Here is an 18,828-nt window from a genome sequence, read left to right as displayed (position 1 = left end):
CCGGACGCGGGGATCGGGCAGGCGCCGTAGAGGGGACAGGGAGGAGCGATGAGTTCCGGGTCCGGCATAGGTCCACCTCCCAGGAAGCACATCCATGCACGGCCACGGAGGAGCAGCCCATGACCGACTCGATTCTCGACCTCGGGCCGCAGGTGCGGGTCGTGGCGCGGCTTGCCGAGGGGGTCGCCGACGTGCAGCTCGTGGACGGGACGCCCTGCCCGCGGTACGCGGTGCGCGACATCCTGAGCCACCTCGTGGGGCTGTCCGCCGCCTTTCGTGACGCCGGGCGCAAGGACCTCGGCGCCACCACCGACACCAGCCCGGACACCGCCCTGCCGGACTTCGGGCCCGGCTGGCGCGAGGAGCTGCCCCGGGTGCTCGGCGAACTCGCCGACGCCTGGCGGGACCCCGGGGCCTGGGCCGGTATGACCAGGGCCGGGGGAGTGGACCTGCCGGGCGAGGTGGCCGGAGCCGTGGCCGCCGACGAACTGGTGATCCACGGCTGGGACCTGGCCCGTGCCACCGGCCAGGACTACGCGCCCGACCCCGCCGCCCTCGACGCCGCGCACGCCTTCCTCCGCGCCGCCGCGGCGGAACCCGGCCGGGACGGCGGTGAGGGCATCTTCGGCCCCGTGGTGCCGGTGCCGCCCGAAGCCCCGCTGCTGGACCGGACCGTGGGGCTGAGCGGCCGCGATCCGGGGTGGACGCGAAAGGCCTGACCAGGAGTTCTCCCGGACGGCCGGGCACCCGGACGAGGCGGGTGCCCGGCCGTCGCGTGCGCGGCCCCGGAACTTCCTTTGTCAGAAGCATTGACGAAACCCCGGGCCGCTTCTAGTTTCATCGCGTCGTACTTCGTACGTCATATATGAGACGCGATATGTGAGATCCGAGAGGCGCGCATGACCTCTGTGCCCATGCCGATCCCCTCCCGCACGCAGTACGTGCTGGAGGAGATCAAACGACGCATCCTCACCGGCCGGCTGACACCGGGCCAGGCTCTGGTCGAGACCGACCTCGCCGCGCAGTTCGGGGTGTCCAAGACCCCGGTGCGCGAGGCCCTCAAGACCCTGGCCGGTACCGGGCTGGTCGTGATGAGCCAGTACAAGGGCGTCACGGTGCGCATGGTCGACGCGGACATGGCGCGCGAGGTCCAGGACGTGCGGCTCCTCCTCGAACCCGAGGCGCTCCGGCGCACCGTCCGGCGCGGTGCCTCCCTGGACGCCGCGCGCGACGCGCTGACCCGGGCCGACGAGGCCACCGACACCGCCGAACGCTCCCTGAGCAACCGCGAGTTCCACCGCGCGCTGTACCTGCCGTGCGGCAACCCGCTGCTCGGCCGGATGCTCGACGAGGTCCGCGACCAGGCGGCGCTCGTCTCCACCGTGGCCTGGGCCGCCGACCCCTCCTGGGAGCGGGAGGCGAGCGAGCACCGCGAGATCCTGCGCCTCGCCCTGGGCGGAGACGCGGACGGTGCGGCACGCGCCCTGCACGCGCACATCGCGTCCTTCGTGCGCCGGGCCTTTCCCGACGCGGACCTCGACGCGGACCTCGACACCCAGGTACCCCGGGCAGCCAGGGAAGTACCGGAAGTACCGGAAGCCCAGAACCAGAAGAGCGAGGACGGTCAGGCATGACGACGACGTTCGAGACCCAGCGGGCGGCCCTGGCCGACGTGGTGGCGATCCCGGTGACCCCGTTCGCCGAGGACGGCTCCGTCGACCCGGCCGGCTACCGGGCCCTGCTGCGCCGCCTCCTCGACGCCGGCATCACCACCCTGACCCCCAACGGCAACACCGGCGAGTTCTACGCCCTGACGCCCGAGGAGCGGCGCACCGTCGCCGAGCTGACCATGCAGGAGACCGGTGACGGCTCGTCCGTCCTGGTCGGCGTGGGCCACGACGTACCGACCGCGGTCGCCTCCGCACGGCACGCCCGTGACCTCGGCGCGCGGATGGTGATGGTGCACCAGCCCGTCCACCCCTACGTCTCCCAGAGCGGCTGGGTCGACTACCACCGCGCCGTCGCCGAGGCCGTGCCGGAACTGGGCGTGGTCCCCTACATCCGCAACGCCCGGCTCACCGGTTCCCGCCTCGCCGAACTCGCCGACGCCTGCCCCAACGTCATCGGCGTGAAGTACTCCGTGGCGGACGCGGCGAAGTTCGCCGCCTTCGCGCGGGACGCCGGCATCGAGCGGTTCGTGTGGGTCGCCGGGCTGGCCGAGCCGTACGCCCCCTCCTACTTCTCGGCGGGCGCCACCGGCTTCACCTCCGGCCTGGTCAACGTCGCCCCGTCGGTGTCGCTGAACATGATCGGGGCGCTCCGGGCGGGTGACTACGCGACCGCCATGAAGGTCTGGGAGCAGATCCGCCGCTTCGAGGAACTGCGCGGCGCCAACGGTTCCGCCGACAACGTCACCGTCGTCAAGGAGGCCCTCGCCTCCCTCGGGCTGTGCCGCCGCGAGGTCCGCCCGCCGAGCAGGCAACTGGCCGAGCACGAGCGGGCCGAGGTCGCCGCGATAGCCGCGGGGTGGTCCGTATGAGCACCCCGCTGGGCACCCCGATGGACACCCCGAAGAAGCGGCCCGAGGAGCTGCGCAGCCACCAGTGGTACGGCACGGACGGGCTGCGCTCCTTCAGCCACCGCGCCCGCACCCGTCAGCTCGGCTACCTGCCCGAGGAGCACCTGGGCAAGCCCGTCATCGCGGTGCTCAACACCTGGTCCGACATCAACCCCTGCCACAGCCACCTGCGCGACCGCGCGCAGGCGGTCAAGAGGGGTGTCTGGCAGGCAGGAGGCTTCCCGCTCGAGTTCCCGGTCTCCACGCTCAGCGAGACCTTCCAGAAGCCGACCCCGATGCTCTACCGCAACCTCCTCGCCCTGGAGACCGAGGAACTGCTGCGGTCCTACCCGGTCGACGGCGCCGTGCTGATGGGCGGCTGCGACAAGTCCACGCCCGCCCTGCTCATGGGCGCGGCCAGCGCCGACCTGCCGACGGTTTTCGTCCCGGCCGGGCCCATGCTGCCGGGCCACTGGCGGGGCGAGGTGCTCGGTTCCGGCACCGACATGTGGAAGTACTGGGACGACAAGCGGGCCGGCGTCATCGGCGACTGCGAGATGCAGGAGATCGAGAGCGGCCTGGCCCGCTCGCCCGGTCACTGCATGACCATGGGGACGGCCTCCACGCTGACCGCCGCCGCCGAGGCCCTCGGCGTCACGGTACCGGGCGCCTCCAGCATCCCCGCCGTCGACTCCGGGCACGACAGGATGGCCGCCGCGGCCGGCCTGCGCATCGTCGAACTGGTCCACCGGGACCGGAGACTGAGCGACATCCTCACCGCGGAGGCCTTCGAGGACGCGGTGACGACCGTCCTGGGCCTGGGCGGCTCCACCAACGCCGTGATCCACCTGATCGCGATGGCCGGCCGCGCGGGCGTCGGACTCACCCTCGACGACTTCGACCGCATCGCCCGCACCGTCCCGGTGCTGGCCAACGTACGGCCCGGCGGACAGACGTACCTGATGGAGGACTTCCACTTCGCGGGCGGTCTGCCCGGCTTCCTCTCCCGGATACCGGACCTGCTCCACCTGGACCGGCCCACCGTCTGTCACGACACCCTGCGCGAACAGATCGCCGGCGCGCAGGTGCACCACGACGACGTCATCCGGCCCAGGGACAAGCCGGTCGCCGACGAGGGCGGGCTCGCCGTACTGCGCGGCAACCTCTGCCCGGACGGCGCCGTCATCAAGCACATCGCCGCCGAACCGCACCTGCTGCGGCACACCGGGCCCGCGGTCGTCTTCGACGACTACCGGACCATGCAGCGCACCATCAACGACCCGGACCTGGGCATCACCGCCGACCACGTGCTGGTGCTGCGCAACTCCGGCCCCAAGGGCGGGCCCGGCATGCCCGAGTACGGCATGCTGCCCCTCCCCGACCACCTGCTCAAGCAGGGGGTGCGGGACATGGTGCGGATCTCCGACGCCCGGATGAGCGGCACGAGTTACGGCACCTGCGTGCTGCACGTCGCCCCCGAGTCGTACGTCGGCGGGCCGCTGGCGCTGGTACGCACCGGCGACTCGATCACCCTCGACGTCGAGCAGCGAAAGCTGCAACTCAACGTGGACGAAGAAGAGTTGGCGCGGCGCAGAGCCGAGTGGACGCCGCCGCCCGTGCGCTACGAGCGCGGTTACGGCGCGCTCTACAACGAGCAGATCACCCAGGCCGACACCGGCTGCGACTTCGAGTTCCTCGCCCGGCCGGGCGCGGTGCAGGACCCCTACGCCGGCTGATCCGCCGGATCGCCGGCCTGTCCGCACACCCATGTAGAAAGCGCTTCACCCCGCATCGGGAACGCACCGTACCGGCACCGCACCGCACCGGCACCGCACCGCACAGCACGACGTACCGAGAAACGGAGAACAGTCATGGCCCAAGCCGCAGCCGTGGCGAAACCGCCCACGCCACCGAGGCGGCGCCGTGCCTCCGCCACGCCGCGCAGACTGCCGTACCTGCTGATCGCCCCGGCGGGGCTGCTCATGCTGGGCTTCATCGCCTACCCCGTCATCAGCGTCTTCTACTACAGCCTGCAGCACTACAACCCGACCAAGCCGTGGCGGAACGGATTCGCGGGCTTCGACAACTTCGTCCACCTCTTCACCGAGGACCCGCTGTTCTGGGACACCCTGGTCTTCAGCGCCAAGTGGGTCTTCGTCGAGGTCGGCCTGCAGCTGATGTTCGGGCTCGCGCTGGCGCTCATCGTCAACCAGACCTTCGTCGGCCGGGGCATCGGCCGCGCCCTGGTCTTCTCCCCGTGGGCCGTCTCCGGCGTACTGACCTCGGCGATCTGGGTGCTCCTCTACAACTCCCAGACCGGCATCACCCGTTACCTCGCCGACATGGGCATCGGCGACTACGGCACCAGCTGGCTGTCGGACACCTCCACCGTCTTCTCGGCGGTGGTCGTCGCCGACCTGTGGCGCGGTGTCCCCTTCTTCGCCATCCTCATCCTGGCCGACCTCCAGTCCGTCTCCAAGGACCTGTACGAGGCCGCCGAGGTCGACGGGGCCAGCCGCTTCCAGCAGTTCACGCACATCACCCTGCCCCACCTCAAGGACGCCATCATCCTGTCCACGCTGCTGCGCGCGGTGTGGGAGTTCAACAACGTCGACCTGCTCTACACCCTGACCGGCGGCGGACCGGCCGGCGTGACCACGACGCTCCCGCTCTACATCGCCAACACCAGCGTCGACGCCCACAACTTCGGTTACGCCTCGGCGCTCACCACGGTCGCGTTCGTGATTCTGCTCTTCTGCTCGATCGTCTACCTGCGGCTGAGCAAGTTCGGAGGCGAAAGCAAGTGATCACCAAAGAGGCGGCCCCGGCCGCCCCCGCCCCCGCGCGCTCCACCGCCGAGCCGCCGAGCCGCCCCGCGAGGAGGAAGCACCGCGCCTGGGACGAGGTGCCCCGCTGGCACATCTACCTCCCGCTGGGCATCTACCTGCTGTTCACGCTCATCCCCTTCTACTGGATCCTGCTCTTCGCCCTGCGCCCGGCCGGCTCGACCTCGCTGGTGCCCTGGCCGATGACCACGGTCCACTTCGAGAAGGTCTGGACGGACCGCGCCTTCGGCACCTTCTTCCAGAACAGCGTGCTCGTGGGCGTCGCCACCCTGCTCGCGACGACGCTCGTCGCACTGGCCGGCGGCTACGCGCTCGCCCGGTTCGACTTCCGCGTCAAGCGGGTCTTCATGCTCGCCCTGCTGTGCTCCCAGTTCGTGCCCGGCGCGCTGCTCCTGGTCCCGCTGTTCGAGATCTTCGCCGGGCTGCAGATGATCAACTCGCTGGGCAGCGTCATCATCGCCGAGACGGTCTTCCAGCTGCCGCTGTCGATCATCCTCATCAGCAACTTCATCAAGAACGTGCCGTACTCCCTGGAGGAGGCCGCCTGGGTCGACGGGTGCAGCAGGATGCGGGCGTTCCGGGTGGTCGTCCTGCCGCTGCTGCGGCCCGGTCTGATCGCCGTCGGCTCGTTCGCCTTCGTCCACTCCTGGAACCACTTCCTGTTCGCCCTGATGTTCCTCAACAACCAGGAGAAGCAGACCATCCCGGTCGGCCTCAACACCCTGATGAGCGCGGACAGCGTCGACCTCGGCGCCCTCGCCGCGGGCGGCATCATCGCGGCCGTGCCCGTCGTGATCGTGTTCGCCTTCATCCAGAAGTGGCTGATCACCGGCTTCAGCGCGGGGGCGGTGAAGGGATGACCGCGCCCCAGTCCGCGCCCCGGTCCGCGCCCCGGTCCGCGCCCCGGTCCGCGCCCCCGCCGATCCCCGTCGTGCTCGCCGGTGCCCGCGGCCACGGACGCTGGCACCTGGAGAACATCCGCCGGCTCCAGGAGGCGGGACTCGTCCGGCTGGCCGGCGTCTGCGAGCTCACCCCGCTCACCGAGGACGAGTTCGAGGGTGGGTCCGGGGACGAACTTCCCGAGCAGTCAGCCGACTTCGGCGCCCTGCTGGAGTACACCGGAGCCGGGATCGCCGTCGTCTGCACCCCGATCCCCACCCACACCGACCTCGCCCTCGCCGCCGCCGAACGGGGCGTGCACCTCCTGCTGGAGAAGCCGCCCGCGCCGTCCTACGCCGAGTTCCGCCGGATGGCCGACGGGGTCGCCGCAGCCGGTGTCGCCTGCCAGATCGGTTTTCAGTCGCTGGGCTCGCACGCCGTGCCCGCGATCCGCGAACTGGTCGCCGAGGGCGCGATCGGCCGGGTCACCGGGATCGGCGGCGCCGGGGCCTGGGTGCGCGCCGAGGACTACTTCCGGCGGGCGCCCTGGGCGGGCCGGCGCCGGCTGAACGGCGTCGACGTGGTCGACGGGGCGCTGACCAACCCGCTTGCCCACGCCGTCGCCACCGCGCTGGCGCTGGGCAACAGCACCCGCGCCGAGGACGTCACCGGCATCGAGACCGAACTGCTGCGCGCCAACGACATCGAGTCCGACGACACCTCCTGCGTCCGGGTCACCACCGCCCAGGGCCGGCCGGTCACCGTCGCCGCGACCCTGTGCGCGGAGCGGGCCGACGAGCCGTACGTCCTCGTGCACGGCACCAGCGGCCGGATCACCTTCTGGTACAAGCAGGACCGCGTACTGCTCCAGCGCGCGGGCCACGGTCCCGAGGAACTCCACTTCGACCGCACCGACCTGCTGGAGAACCTCGTCGCGCACCTCACCACCGACGCCCCCCTGCTGGTCCCCCCGGACGCGACCGGCGCCTTCATGAAGGTCGTCGAGGCGATCCGGCAGGCCCCCGACCCCGCCCCGCTGCCCGACGGCGCCTGGCACCGCGTTCCCGGCGAGAACCGCCGTGCCGTGCCCGGCATCGACCGGCTCGTCGAGGCCGCCGCCGACACCCTGTCCCTCTACTCCGAACTCGGCGCCCCCTGGGCGCCGCCCGCCCAGCGCCCCGCACAGCACCCGCCGAAAGAGGTGAACACCCGATGACCAGCGACGACTCCACGGTCCTGCGCGTCGCCGGGCGGCCGGTCGGCCGGTACGTCCCCCGGCCCGAGCTGCCCCGCAGGCTCTCCCCGCGCCCCTATCTGCACCCCGTCACCACCCTGGCCGGCACGGCGGTCACCGAACTGTCCCCCGCGGACCACACCCACCACCTCGGCGTCGGTGTCGCCGTTCCCGACGTCGAGGGGCACAACTTCTGGGGCGGACGCACCTACGTCCGCGACCGGGGCCCGACCGAACTGGACAACCACGGCTCCCAGCGGCACACCTCCTTCCAGCTGCGGGACCCCGACGGCTTCGTGGAGGAACTGCGCTGGATCGCCGCACCGGGCGAGCTGCTGCGGGAGCGCCGTACGGTCACCGCCACCGAACTCACCGACACCGCCTGGGCGCTGGACTTCACCTTCTCCCTCACCAACGCCACCGGGCTCCCGCTCTCCATCGGCAGCCCGGCCACCAACGGCCGCCCCGGCGCGGCCTACGGAGGCTTCTTCTGGCGGGCCCGCAAGGAGGCGACGGCACCGGACGTCTTCACCGCCTCCACCGAGGGCGAGGCCGCGGCACACGGGCACCGGGCCGACTGGCTCGCCCTGGCCGGCACCCGCTGGACGCTGGTCTTCGCCGGGGCCACCGAACCGACCCGCCGCGACCCCTGGTTCGTGCGCACCGCCGAGTACCCCGGCGTCGGCTCCTCCCTCGCCCACGACGAACGGCTGCCGATCCCGCCCGGGGAGACGGTGGTCCGCCGTGTCGTCACCGTCGTCGCCGACGGCCGGCTCGGCCGGGACGACGCCGCCGCCCTGGTCCGCAAGGCGGTGAGCCGATGAGCGTCGCGCCGTCGGACGCCACCTACCAGAACCCGGTCCTGAACGCCGACTGGTCCGACCCCGACGTGATCCGCGTCGGCGACGACTTCTACCTGACCGCCTCCAGCTTCGGCCGTGTCCCCGGTCTGCCGCTGCTGCACTCCCGCGACCTGGTCAACTGGACGCTCGTCGGTCATGCCCTCGAACGACTGGAACCCGAGAGCGAGTTCGCGGTCCCCCGGCACGACTGCGGGGTCTGGGCGCCGTCCCTGCGCCACCACGACGACCGGTTCTGGATCTTCTGGGGCGACCCCGACCAGGGCATCTTCCAGGTCAACGCCCCGCAGATCCGGGGGCCCTGGACCCGCCCCCACCTGGTGAAGGCCGGCAAGGGCCTGATCGACCCGTGCCCGCTGTGGGACGAGGAGAGCGGCGAGGCGTATCTCGTGCACGCCTGGGCCAGGTCCCGCAGCGGCGTCAACAACCGGCTCACCGGCCACCGCATGCATCCCCACGGCACCGGACTCCTCGACGAGGGCAAGGTGATCGTCGACGCCGACCGCATACCCGGCTGGTTCACCCTGGAGGGCCCCAAGCTCTACCGGCACGACGGCTGGTTCTGGATCCTGGCGCCCGCCGGGGGAGTGGAGACCGGCTGGCAGGGCGCCTTCCGGTCGCGTGAGTTCTTCGGGCCGTACGAGGAGAAGGTCGTCCTGGAACAGCGGGACACCGACGTCAACGGCCCCCACCAGGGCGGCTGGGTGCGCACCCCGTCCGGCGAGGACTGGTTCCTGCACTTCCAGCAGCGCGGGGCGTACGGCAGGGTCGTGCACCTCCAGCCGATGCGCTGGGAGTCCGCGGGAGGCTGGCCAGTGCTGGGGGACGCCGGCGCGCCGGTCGCCGGGCACCGCCGGCCGGACCTGCCCGCGCAGCCGGCCACGGCGCCCGCCACCGACGACGACTTCCCCGGAGGCCGCCACGGCAGCCAGTGGCAGTGGACCGCCAATCCTCCCCCAAGCTCTCGGCTCCTCCCCCAAGTTCTCGACTTTGCTCGAGCAGGGGGGACCCCCACGAGCAGGGGGGACCCCCACGACGGCTGGGCCACCCAGCACTCCGCCGACGGGCTGCGGCTGACCTGCGTGCGCACCGCCGACGCACACGACCTGCGCAGGCTGGCGAACGTGCTCACCCAGCGGCTGCCCGGCACCCCGTGCACCGTCGACGTGGAGCTGCGGCTCGACAGCCGGGAGCCCGGGGCACGGGCCGGCCTCGCGGTCCTCGGCGACGCCTACCGCTGGATCGGACTCCAGCGGGGACCGGACGGCACCGCGCACCTGGTGCACCGGTTCGCCGAGACGGCCGCCGAGAAGGAACGCGACGCCGCCCACCCGCGGCTCGCCCCCGAGGGCCGGGCGAGGCTGCGGATCGAGGCCGGTGCCGGAGCCCGCTGCCGCTTCTCGTACGACACCGGGGACGGCTTCCGCTCCTCCGGGCAGATCTTCGCCGCCACTCCGTGGCGCTGGGTCGGCGCCCTGCTCGGCCTGGTCGCCCTCGCCCCGACGGGCCAGGGGCACGCCGGGACGGCGACCTTCACGCAGTTCAGGATCAGCGCCGCGTAACCACCCTCCTCCGTGAGCCTGTCGGGAGCCGCAATGACGCATCTCCACGGCAAGCGCTTGCCGACACCGCCCCCACGTGGCTGAGCGCCACCGGACGACCGCGAGACGCCCCCACACCCGCACATCCCGTTGGAACCAGAAGAAGAGAGCCGACCAATGAAGATCAGCAATCGCAGAAGCAGCACAGGCAGGCGCCGGACGTCGGCCGCCGTCGCCCTGGGCGCCGTGCTCGCGCTGACCGTCACCGCCTGCGGCGACGACGGCAGCGGAGCCGGCGGCGACAAGGGTGCCGAGGGCAGCGGCACGGGCAAGATCACCTTCTGGGACAACAACGGCGGTGTCCGCACCGCGATCTGGAAGGAGATCATCGCCGACTTCGAGAAGGCCAACCCGGACATCGACGTCGAGTACGTCGGGATCGCCGCCACCGAGTACCAGTCCAAGGTCGACACCGCCATCCAGGGCGGCGGCCTGCCGGACGTCGGCGGGATCAGCGCGTCGATGCTCGCGGGCTTCTCCGCCCAGAAGGCGCTCGCCCCGCTGGACGACCGGCTGGGCAAGTCGCCCCTCGACGGCAAGCTCAACAAGGACATGATCGAGTCGCTGCGCGCCGCCGGCGGCGGTGACGACCGGCTGTACTCGGTCCCGACCTCCGCGAACAACGGCGTCCTCTACTACCGCACCGACCTGTTCGAGAAGGCGGGCCTCGAGGAACCGACCAGCTGGGAGCGCTTCTTCAAGGCCGCGGAGAAGCTCAGCGACAAGGGCAAGAACGAGTTCGGCTACACCATCCGCGGTGGCGCCGGCTCCATCGCCCAGGCCCTGGACGCGATGTACGGCCAGTCCGGCATCACCACGTTCTGGGACTCCACCGGTGAGAAGACCACGGTCAACGACCCGAAGAACGTCGACGCCCTCGAGAAGTACGCGGGCCTGTTCAAGAAGGTCACTCCCGCCGCCGACCTGAACAACGACTTCACCAAGATGGTCGCGCAGTGGGACTCGGGCACCATCGGCATGCTCAACCACAACCTCGGCTCGTACCAGGACCACGTGAAGGCGCTCGGCGACGACAAGTTCCGGGGCATCCCGCAGCCCACCGGCCCCGACGGCGGCCGGGTCCAGGTCTCCAACCCGGTCGACGGTCTCGGCGTGTTCCAGAGCTCCAAGAACAAGGACGCCGCCTGGAAGTTCATCGAGTACGCCGTCTCGGCCGAGGCGAACTCGAAGTTCAACGAGTCCGCCGGCCAGGTGCCCTCGAACCTGGACGCCGCCAAGGACGACTGGATCGCCGAGGCGGAGCCGACCAAGCTGGCCGCGGACGCGCTGAGCGACGGGTCGACGACCATCGTCCAGCTGCCGTACTACCTGCCGGACTGGAACACCATCTCCAAGGCCGACAACGAGCCGAACTTCCAGAAGGTGCTGCTCGGGGACATGAGCGCGAAGGACTTCCTCGACAACCTGGCCGAGCAGCTCAACGAGGCCCAGGCCGAGTGGCAGGAGCAGATGGCCTGAGCGGTTCCCGGCGTCACCGCGGGGCGGCCGCCGGCCCGTTCGCTCCGGGCCGCGGCCGTCCCCGCGCCCGGCCGCGCCCCCGCGGCGCGGCCACCCGCACACAGGTACAGTCCCGCGCCCCCGAGAGGCGCTCTTTCGGACCCTTGCTGAAAGGCACAGGCTTGTGTCGCTCACTCGCAGACAGGTTTCCGCCGCCGGACTCGGCCTTCCCCTCGCCCTCGCGGTGACCGGCACCGCCCAGGCCGCGCCCCGGCGGCCCCGGCCCCGCACCCTCTACATCGCCGGGGACTCCACCGCGGCCCAGAAGTACGCCGACGCGGCGCCGGAGACCGGCTGGGGCATGGCGCTCCCCTTCCTGCTCCGCCATGACCTCGTGGTCGCCAACCACGCCGTGAACGGACGGAGTTCGAAGAGCTTCGTCGACGAGGGACGGCTCGACGCCGTCCTCGACGCCATCCGGCCCGGTGACCTCCTGCTGATCCAGTTCGCGCACAACGACGAGAAGGCCACCGACCCGAGCCGCTACACCGAGCCCTGGACGACGTACCGGGAGCACCTGCGGCTGTACGTCGCCGGGGCCAGGGCCCGCGGGGCGCGGCCCGTGCTGGCCACCGCCGTGGAGCGCCGGAGGTTCGACCCGGCCGGCGACGCCGTGCCGAGCCACGGCGCGTACCCGGAGGCGATGCGGGCGCTGGCCGAGGAGGAGCGGGTCGCGCTGCTCGACGTCCAGGCCCTGTCGCTGGCGCTGTGGCAGGAGCTGGGCGTCGAGGAGACCAAGAAGTACTTCAACTGGACGCCGACCGAGCAGGACAACACGCACTTCAACCCGCCCGGCGCGATCGCCGTGGCCCGGCTGGTCGCCCGGGAACTGCTGCGCACCCGGGTGCTCGCGCCGCGGGACGTGCGCCGGCTGGACGAGGCGATCCCCGAGTCCTGGATCACCTGGCCGGACGCCGTCTCACCGGCGGCTGACCGATCTGACGAGGACCACGAGGACCACGAGGACCACGAGAAACAAGGGAGAGCGGCACCTTGACATCTCTCCCAGCCGAAGCAGGGAGATTCAGCCCTCGCGGGTCGGTTTTTCTGCTTCATCGACAGCGGCCGGCCCGAATGAACGGCAGGGGCCGGTGTGCCAGCCATCGGTCTTGAGCCGGCTCCACAGACCTGACATCCCGCCGCCCCGGCGGCAGACCCGACCGACTTGGTTTTCGCCAGCAGGGCGAAGCCGACTCCACCACTCAATCCACCCGACTCCCGCTGTACGGAGAGACTTGATGAACAGACCGAAATGGCAGGGGCATGCCATAGTGAGAGCCGCCTCGCTGGCCGGCTGCACCGCCCTCGTGCTGGCCCTGACCGGCACCGGCGCCCTGGCCCACTCCGGCCATCACCCCGGCCACCCCCGCGACGTCGCCCGGCAGACGCTCGGCGCGAACGACGGCTGGGCGTCCCACGGAACCGGCACCACCGGAGGCGCCGACGCCACTGCCGAGCACGTCCACACCGTCAGCGACTGGGCCGGATTCAAGGCGGCCCTGGCGGACGGCGGCAGCGCCCCGAAGATCATCAAGGTGCGGGGGACGATCGACGCGGTCTCCGAGGGCTGCGCCGCGCTCGCCGCCCCCGGCTACGACTTCGACGACTACCTCGAGAAGTACGCGCCCGAGACCTGGGGCCTGGAACAGGACCTGGCCGACGAGCCCGACGACAGCCCCGAGGGCCTGCGCAGGGCCTCGGCCGCCAACCAGGACACCGCCGTCAAGGTGAACATCCCCGCCAACACCACGATCATCGGCATTGGCCGGAACGCCGGGTTCAAGGGCGCCAGCCTGCAGATCAAGGGCGTGGACAACGTCATCGTCCGCAACCTCACCCTCGAGAGCCCGGTGGACTGCTTCCCGCAGTGGGACCCGACCGACGGCGACCGGGGCAACTGGAACTCCGAGTACGACACCGCCGTCGTGTACGGCTCCACCCATGTCTGGCTGGACCACAACACCTTCACCGACGGCGACCACCCCGACAGCGAGGCCCCCACCCACTTCGGGATGCTGTACCAGCAGCACGACGGCGAGCTGGACATCGTCCGGGGCGCCGACCACGTCACCGCCTCCTGGAACGTCTTCACCGAGCACGACAAGACGATCCTGATCGGCAACAGCGACAGCGAGTCCACGGCCGTCGGCGACCGGGGCAAGCTGAAGGTGACCTTCCACCACAACCTGTTCTCGAAGCTGGTCGAGCGCGCACCGCGCGTCCGCTTCGGACAGGTCGACGTCTACAACAACCACTTCGTGGCCGGCCAGGGCTACGGCTACAGCTTCGGCGTCGGCAAGGAGTCCCAACTCGTCGCCGAGCAGAACGCGTTCACGCTGGCCAAGGGCGTCAGCCCGGCGAAGATCCTCAAGCGGTGGAACGACTCGCCGCTCACCGCCCGGAACAACCGCGTCAACGGCAAGCAGGTCGACCTGATCGCCGTGCACAACGCGGAGAACCCCGAGGGGACCCTCCGGTCCGGTGCCGGCTGGACGCCCACCCTGCGCACCGCAGTCCACCCGGCGCAGGCGGTCCCGGCGCTGGTCGAGCACGGCGCGGGAGCGGGCCGCATCCGCTGACACCCCTCGCACCCCCGTTCGCCGGGGCGGGCGCGTTCCACCCCCACTGTGGCGCGCGCCCGCCCCGGTCCTCCCGTACCGAAGGAGCCCCGCATGCCCTCCTCGCTGCCCGTGTCCAGAAGGGGTCTGCTGCTGGCAGGCGCCTCGGCCGCCACCGCGCTCGCCCTGGCGGACGGGGCACCCGCCCGGGCGGCCCACCACCCGCGCCGTCCGTTCGGCCGGTACGGTTCGCCGGCCGACCGCCTGACCCCCGGGACCCTGTACGTCCACCTCGGCGGCGCCGGTGACTTCACCTCGGTCCAGGCGGCCGTGACCGCCGCGACCGGCACCGGACGCGTCCTCGTCCTGGCCCCGGGCACCTACCGGGAGACGGTGTCCGTGGCCGCCGACCGCACCGACATGACCTGGATCGGCGCCTCGCAGAACCCCCGTGACGTCGTGATCGTGTACGACAACGCGGCGGGCACCCCGAAACCGGACGGCTCCGGAAACCACGGCACCTCCGGCTCCGCCACCACCACCGTGCGCCCCGACGGCTTCACCGCCCGCTGGATCACCTTCGCCAACGACTGGCTGCGCACCGACCTCCCCGGCACCAGCGGCACCCAGGCCGTCGCCCTCAAGGTGCAGGGCGACCGCAGCGCCTTCACACACTGCCGGTTCCTCGGCCACCAGGACACCCTGTACGCCGACTCCACGGCGCTCGGCACCTTCGCCCGCCAGTACTTCTCCCACTGCTACGCCGAGGGCGACGTCGACTTCGTGTTCGGCCGGGCGACCGCCGTCTTCGAGCACTGCCACTTCCGCACCCTGATCCGTCCGGACCTGACCGGCCCCCCGCACGGCTTCGTCTTCGCGCCCTCCACGGCCGGCGCCAACCCGCGCGGCTACCTCGTCACGCGGAGCAGGATCAGCAGCGAGGCACCCGACGGCTACTACAAGCTGGCACGCCCCTGGGTTCCCAGCTCCGACCCCACCGCCCGCCCGATGCTCACCGTCCGCGACACCCACCTCGGCCCCGGCATCGACGCCGTCGCGCCGTACACCGACATGGCGAGCGGCCACCCCTGGCAGGGCCAGCGCTTCGCCGAGTACTGCAACTCCGGTCCCGGCTCCGTGGTCACCGTCCCCGAGAACCGGCCCCGGCTCACCCGCGCCCAGGCCGCCGCCCACACCCGCGAGAGTCACCTCGGCGACTGGCGCCCCCGGACCGGCCCGTGAACCCCGTCCCCGGTCCGCCCGGTCCGCCCGGCCTCCATCCGGCGCTCAAGGACGACCTGACGTTCCCACTGGCCTGGGGCACCTCACCCGTCCGGGACTTCCCGGCGTGGCGGCGGACGGCCCGGGACAAGGTCGGGGAACTGCTCGTCGTGGCGGACCAGGACGGCACACCGTACGCGCCCGAGTTCACCGCGGGCCCTCCCGGGGACGGCTACACCCGCGAGTGCGTGGAGCTCTCGCTCACCCGGTACGGCAGGGTCCGCGGCGCCCTGCTCACCCCGTGGGGCGCCGGGCCCTTCCCAGCCGTACTGCTCCTGCACGACCACGGTTCCCGCTTCGACATCGGCAAGGAGAAGGGCGTCCGGCCCTGGTACGACGACACCCGACTCGCCTCCGCCGAACAGTGGGCCGAGCGGTACTTCGCCGGGCGCTTCGTCGGCGACGAACTCGCCCGGCGCGGCCATGTCGTGCTCTGCCTGGACGCCCTCGGCTGGGGGGAGCGGGGGCCGCTGGTCTACGAGCGGCAGCAGGAACTGGCGAGCAACCTCTTCCACCTCGGCTCCTCACTCGCCGGACTCCACGCCCGCGAGGACCAGCGGGCCGCCGCCTTCCTGGCCGGCCTCGACCGGGTGGACGCGCGCCGGGTCGCCGCCCTCGGCTTCTCCATGGGCGGCTACCGGTCCTGGCAGGTGGCCGCGCTCAGCGACCACATCGCGGCGGCGGCGAGCGTGTGCTGGATGACCGGGCTGAAGGAGATGATGGTGCCCGGGAACAACACGCTGCGCGGGCAGTCGGCGTTCCACATGCTCCACCCCGGGCTCGCCCGGCACCTGGACATCCCCGACGTGGCGAGCATCGCCGCACCCCGGCCGATGCTGTTCTTCCACGGCGGGCTCGACGCCCTGTTCCCCGCCGACGGGGTGCGTACCGCCTACGACAAGCTGAGTGCCGTCTGGCGTTCACAGGGCGCCGAGGACCGGCTGCGGCTGAAGACGTGGCCGGACAGGGGCCACGTCTTCGACGACGCGATGCAGGACGAGGTGTACGCCTGGCTCGGCTCCGTCCTGTGAGGGCCACCCGCCCCCCGACCCTTCGACCGGACCGGGCAAGTCCGTCGCGAAGCCTGTCACGAAGTCCGTCACGCTCCGTCGTCGGTCGCGAAGCCGCCGCCCACGGAGAGCTGTTCGGACCCCCCGGCGGCGGTCGCCGCATAGGTGTCGTTCCGCGCGTCCCGGCCGCCGCGCGCATGGTTGTACTGCCCGGCGAACACCCACTCGCCCGGCGGGACCGTGCGGCCCCCCTTCAGCGTCCAGGTGTAGACGAGGTGACCGTTCCGCTCGTCCACCGTGAGTGCGAAGTCCTCCTCGGGCAGCGACCGCCAGGCCCCCGTCGAGGAGACCCCGCCGGTCTGCGCGATCCGCAGCCGCACGGTCAGCGCGGTCAGCGGCTCACTCGTCCGCAGGGTGACGTCGCTCTGCGCCCAGAACTCGTTGCTGTGCGGGTTCACCGCACCGTCCGACCACAGGGGACCGTCCTCGACACCGGCGGGCGGCCCCACCGTGCCGGGCGCGTCCGGTGCCGACGTCGGCACGGGGGCCGGGGAGACGGCCACCTGCCGCTGCGGGCGTGCCTCGTCGCCCCGTACCGCTGATGTCACCGTGTAACCGCCCACCACGAGCACACCGGCCACCGCGGCCGTCGCGCCCGTCACCCGGACCCAGCCCGACACCGGTGGACGCGAGGCCGGTCGGACCGGACGGACCGTCCCGGCCGTGCCGCGTTCGACCCGGGCCAGGATGCGCTCCCGGTCGGGCTCGTGCTCCCCGGCGACCTCGTGCAGCCGGGCGCGCAGCTCGTCGTGCACGTCCCGCCGCATCGTCATCGGTCCCTTCCCGTGTCCTCGCCGGCGGGCCTCCCCGGGCACCCCGCCGCGGCGTGCACCTTTCGGGGCACCTCCGCCGTGCCCAGCAGCCGCTGCAGTTCGGCCATCCCCTTCGAGGTCTGGCTCTTCACCGTACCCACCGAGACGCCCAGAGCCAGCGCGGTGTCCTTCTCCGACAGGTCGAAGGAGTGCCGCAGCACCACACACGCCCGCTTGCGGAACGGCAGCCTGCGCAACGCCTCCCGCACATCCACCACGCCCGCGACGTCCGGATTCTCGACCCGCTCCTCGCGCTGCGACCAGAACAGGGCGATCCGGCGCCGCTCGCGCACCGCGCCGCGGATGCGGGTACGCGCCATGTTGGCGACCACGCCCCGCGCGTACGCCACCGGATGCTCGGCGGCGCGTACCCGGTCCCAGCGGTGCCACAAGGCCAGCAGCGCGTCCGCGGCCAGGTCGTCGGCGGCGTCCGCCTCGCCCGTCAGCAGCCAGGCCAGACGGGACAGTTCGGCGTAGTGACGCTCGAAGAAGGCGTGGAACTCCACGGAGGCGGCGTCCTCGACGGGCGGGCCCACGGGCCACCTCCCCTCGCAGCGGTGTCGGGTGCCCCGCGAGCCCCGGAGCGTAGCAGTGATCACCCGTCGGTTCGTATGGCTGATCGAACGGTGCACGACCGGTCGTCGCCCGAACCCGGAACACGAGGCGCAGCCGAATGAGGCGTGGCGGGCGGGGAGATCGGGTCGCCGTCGCACGGCACCGCGCGCAGGGCGGTCTGCGCGGTCAGAGCCTCCGGGTGGCCAGGGTCAGCCGGTCGCGCGCGTCGAACAGGGCGTCCTTGACCATCTGTTCGTGCGCGGGGGTGAGCCTGGCGACCGGCACCGAGCAGCTGATCGCGTCCCGTGCGGGCGTGCGGTAGGGGATCGCCACCCCGAAGCAGCGCAGCCCGAGCGTGTTCTCCTCGCGGTCCACGGCGAAGCCCTGCTCACGCACCTGGTGCAGCTCCTCGATGAGCTTCTCCCGGTCCGTGATGGTGTTCTCGGTGAGGGCGGGCAGCGTCTGAGGGAGCATCTTGCGCACCTGCTCGTCCGCGTACGTGCTCAGCAGCGCCTTGCCGAGCGACGTCGAGTGCGCGGGCAGCCGGCGGCCGACCCGGGTGAAGGGGCGCAGGTAGTGCTGCGACTGCCGGGTGGCCAGATAGACGACGTTGGTGCCGTCGAGCCGGGCCAGGTGGATGGTCTCCGTGGTGTCGTCCGAGAGCCGGTCCAGGGTGGGACGGGCCGCCGCCACCACCTCGTCGCCGTCGATGTAGGACGTGCCCACGAGCAGCGCCCGCACGCCGATGCCGTACCGCGTGCCCGTCGCGTCCGTCTCCACCCAGCCGAGGTCGACAAGGGTGCGCAGCAGCATGTAGAGACTGGACTTGGGGTAGCCGACGGCCTCCTGGACCGCCGCCAGGGAGTGCATGCCGGGGCGCCCGGCGAAGTACTCGAGCAGTTCAACGGTCCGCACCGCGGACTTGACCTGCGCGCCGCCGCCCGTCTCGCCAGCCGACATGCCCTTGACCCTTCGTTCGACGAGAAGCTGAAGTTATAGTCTCCAGCAGCACATTCATCATCAGAGACAGTGTTCAGTATATCGAACGCCGCCGACG

At 71.8% G+C, this 18,828-nt stretch carries 17 protein-coding genes; 14 read left to right on the top strand and 3 right to left on the bottom strand.

The genetic code is table 11. The annotated features are described in order from the left end of the window. Positions 1–119: 119 nt before the first annotated feature. From ACVW19_RS07085 to ACVW19_RS07020, 14 genes are all read left to right on the top strand, one after another. The gene (locus ACVW19_RS07085; protein ID WP_457457601.1) at positions 120–719 is read left to right on the top strand and encodes a TIGR03086 family metal-binding protein; all 600 of its coding nucleotides are present in this window, start codon (positions 120–122) and stop codon (positions 717–719) included. A 180-nt stretch (positions 720–899) separates the two neighbouring features. After that, positions 900–1,634: a GntR family transcriptional regulator gene (locus ACVW19_RS07080; protein ID WP_457457599.1), complete on the top strand. Its 735-nt coding sequence runs from the start codon at positions 900–902 to the stop codon at positions 1,632–1,634. Beyond that, complete coding sequence (locus ACVW19_RS07075; RefSeq protein ID WP_457457597.1) at positions 1,631–2,539, top strand: dihydrodipicolinate synthase family protein; 909 nt, start codon at positions 1,631–1,633, stop codon at positions 2,537–2,539. Before ACVW19_RS07080 ends, ACVW19_RS07075 begins: the two co-directional genes overlap by 4 nt. Further along, positions 2,536–4,293, top strand: coding sequence for an L-arabinonate dehydratase (gene araD / locus ACVW19_RS07070; protein ID WP_457457595.1), 1,758 nt, complete (start codon positions 2,536–2,538; stop codon positions 4,291–4,293). Before ACVW19_RS07075 ends, araD begins: the two co-directional genes overlap by 4 nt. A gap of 135 nt (positions 4,294–4,428) precedes the next feature. After that, positions 4,429–5,364, top strand: coding sequence for a carbohydrate ABC transporter permease (locus ACVW19_RS07065; RefSeq protein ID WP_279336723.1), 936 nt, complete (start codon positions 4,429–4,431; stop codon positions 5,362–5,364). Then, entirely contained in the window at positions 5,361–6,263 is a 903-nt protein-coding gene (locus tag ACVW19_RS07060) for a carbohydrate ABC transporter permease (protein ID WP_457457593.1), read from the top strand. The genes ACVW19_RS07065 and ACVW19_RS07060 overlap by 4 nt, the downstream gene beginning before the upstream one ends. Beyond that, positions 6,260–7,498: a Gfo/Idh/MocA family protein gene (locus ACVW19_RS07055; RefSeq protein WP_457457591.1), complete on the top strand. Its 1,239-nt coding sequence runs from the start codon at positions 6,260–6,262 to the stop codon at positions 7,496–7,498. The genes ACVW19_RS07060 and ACVW19_RS07055 overlap by 4 nt, the downstream gene beginning before the upstream one ends. Next, entirely contained in the window at positions 7,495–8,340 is an 846-nt protein-coding gene (locus tag ACVW19_RS07050) for a DUF6807 domain-containing protein (protein WP_457457589.1), read from the top strand. Before ACVW19_RS07055 ends, ACVW19_RS07050 begins: the two co-directional genes overlap by 4 nt. After that, complete coding sequence (locus ACVW19_RS07045) at positions 8,337–9,938, top strand: family 43 glycosylhydrolase (protein WP_457457587.1); 1,602 nt, start codon at positions 8,337–8,339, stop codon at positions 9,936–9,938. The genes ACVW19_RS07050 and ACVW19_RS07045 overlap by 4 nt, the downstream gene beginning before the upstream one ends. 156 nt (positions 9,939–10,094) lie before the next feature. Next, on the top strand, positions 10,095–11,456 hold the full coding sequence (locus tag ACVW19_RS07040) for an ABC transporter substrate-binding protein (RefSeq protein ID WP_457457585.1): 1,362 nt from the start codon (positions 10,095–10,097) through the stop codon (positions 11,454–11,456). Positions 11,457–11,619: 163 nt separating this feature from the next. Next, on the top strand, positions 11,620–12,492 hold the full coding sequence (locus ACVW19_RS07035; protein WP_457457583.1) for a rhamnogalacturonan acetylesterase: 873 nt from the start codon (positions 11,620–11,622) through the stop codon (positions 12,490–12,492). A 241-nt stretch (positions 12,493–12,733) separates the two neighbouring features. Continuing rightward, positions 12,734–14,074, top strand: a complete 1,341-nt coding sequence (locus tag ACVW19_RS07030; RefSeq protein WP_457457581.1) for a pectate lyase family protein — start codon at positions 12,734–12,736, stop codon at positions 14,072–14,074. A 93-nt stretch (positions 14,075–14,167) separates the two neighbouring features. Continuing rightward, entirely contained in the window at positions 14,168–15,295 is a 1,128-nt protein-coding gene (locus ACVW19_RS07025) for a pectinesterase family protein (protein ID WP_457457579.1), read from the top strand. Beyond that, positions 15,292–16,365 (top strand): dienelactone hydrolase family protein, encoded by a 1,074-nt coding sequence (locus ACVW19_RS07020; RefSeq protein ID WP_457457578.1) that lies wholly within the window; start codon positions 15,292–15,294, stop codon positions 16,363–16,365. Before ACVW19_RS07025 ends, ACVW19_RS07020 begins: the two co-directional genes overlap by 4 nt. 68 nt (positions 16,366–16,433) lie before the next feature. Here ACVW19_RS07020 and ACVW19_RS07015 read toward each other — a convergent pair whose 3' ends face one another. The 3 genes from ACVW19_RS07015 to ACVW19_RS07005 all read right to left on the bottom strand — a co-directional run bounded on the left by ACVW19_RS07015 (position 16,434) and on the right by ACVW19_RS07005 (position 18,731). Beyond that, positions 16,434–17,177 (bottom strand): hypothetical protein, encoded by a 744-nt coding sequence (locus tag ACVW19_RS07015; RefSeq protein ID WP_457457576.1) that lies wholly within the window; start codon positions 17,175–17,177, stop codon positions 16,434–16,436. Further along, positions 17,174–17,752, bottom strand: a complete 579-nt coding sequence (locus ACVW19_RS07010; protein WP_457457575.1) for a SigE family RNA polymerase sigma factor — start codon at positions 17,750–17,752, stop codon at positions 17,174–17,176. The genes ACVW19_RS07015 and ACVW19_RS07010 overlap by 4 nt, the downstream gene beginning before the upstream one ends. A gap of 205 nt (positions 17,753–17,957) precedes the next feature. After that, positions 17,958–18,731 (bottom strand): IclR family transcriptional regulator, encoded by a 774-nt coding sequence (locus ACVW19_RS07005; protein ID WP_457457573.1) that lies wholly within the window; start codon positions 18,729–18,731, stop codon positions 17,958–17,960. Positions 18,732–18,828 lie beyond the last annotated feature (97 nt).

The sequence above is a fragment of the Streptomyces sp. TE5632 genome, assembly GCF_054061295.1.
This window is presented reverse-complemented; position numbering and strand designations above follow the sequence as displayed.

Coding starts and splice junctions, on each gene's coding strand:
- ACVW19_RS07085 (WP_457457601.1), top strand. CDS start 120: ATGACCGACTCGATTCTCGACCTCGGGCCGCAGGTGCGGGTCGTGGCG.
- ACVW19_RS07055 (WP_457457591.1), top strand. CDS start 6,260: ATGACCGCGCCCCAGTCCGCGCCCCGGTCCGCGCCCCGGTCCGCGCCC.
- ACVW19_RS07075 (WP_457457597.1), top strand. CDS start 1,631: ATGACGACGACGTTCGAGACCCAGCGGGCGGCCCTGGCCGACGTGGTG.
- ACVW19_RS07025 (WP_457457579.1), top strand. CDS start 14,168: ATGCCCTCCTCGCTGCCCGTGTCCAGAAGGGGTCTGCTGCTGGCAGGC.
- ACVW19_RS07050 (WP_457457589.1), top strand. CDS start 7,495: ATGACCAGCGACGACTCCACGGTCCTGCGCGTCGCCGGGCGGCCGGTC.
- araD (WP_457457595.1), top strand. CDS start 2,536: ATGAGCACCCCGCTGGGCACCCCGATGGACACCCCGAAGAAGCGGCCC.
- ACVW19_RS07005 (WP_457457573.1), bottom strand. CDS start 18,731: ATGTCGGCTGGCGAGACGGGCGGCGGCGCGCAGGTCAAGTCCGCGGTG.
- ACVW19_RS07040 (WP_457457585.1), top strand. CDS start 10,095: ATGAAGATCAGCAATCGCAGAAGCAGCACAGGCAGGCGCCGGACGTCG.
- ACVW19_RS07080 (WP_457457599.1), top strand. CDS start 900: ATGACCTCTGTGCCCATGCCGATCCCCTCCCGCACGCAGTACGTGCTG.
- ACVW19_RS07045 (WP_457457587.1), top strand. CDS start 8,337: ATGAGCGTCGCGCCGTCGGACGCCACCTACCAGAACCCGGTCCTGAAC.
- ACVW19_RS07030 (WP_457457581.1), top strand. CDS start 12,734: ATGAACAGACCGAAATGGCAGGGGCATGCCATAGTGAGAGCCGCCTCG.
- ACVW19_RS07015 (WP_457457576.1), bottom strand. CDS start 17,177: ATGACGATGCGGCGGGACGTGCACGACGAGCTGCGCGCCCGGCTGCAC.
- ACVW19_RS07065 (WP_279336723.1), top strand. CDS start 4,429: ATGGCCCAAGCCGCAGCCGTGGCGAAACCGCCCACGCCACCGAGGCGG.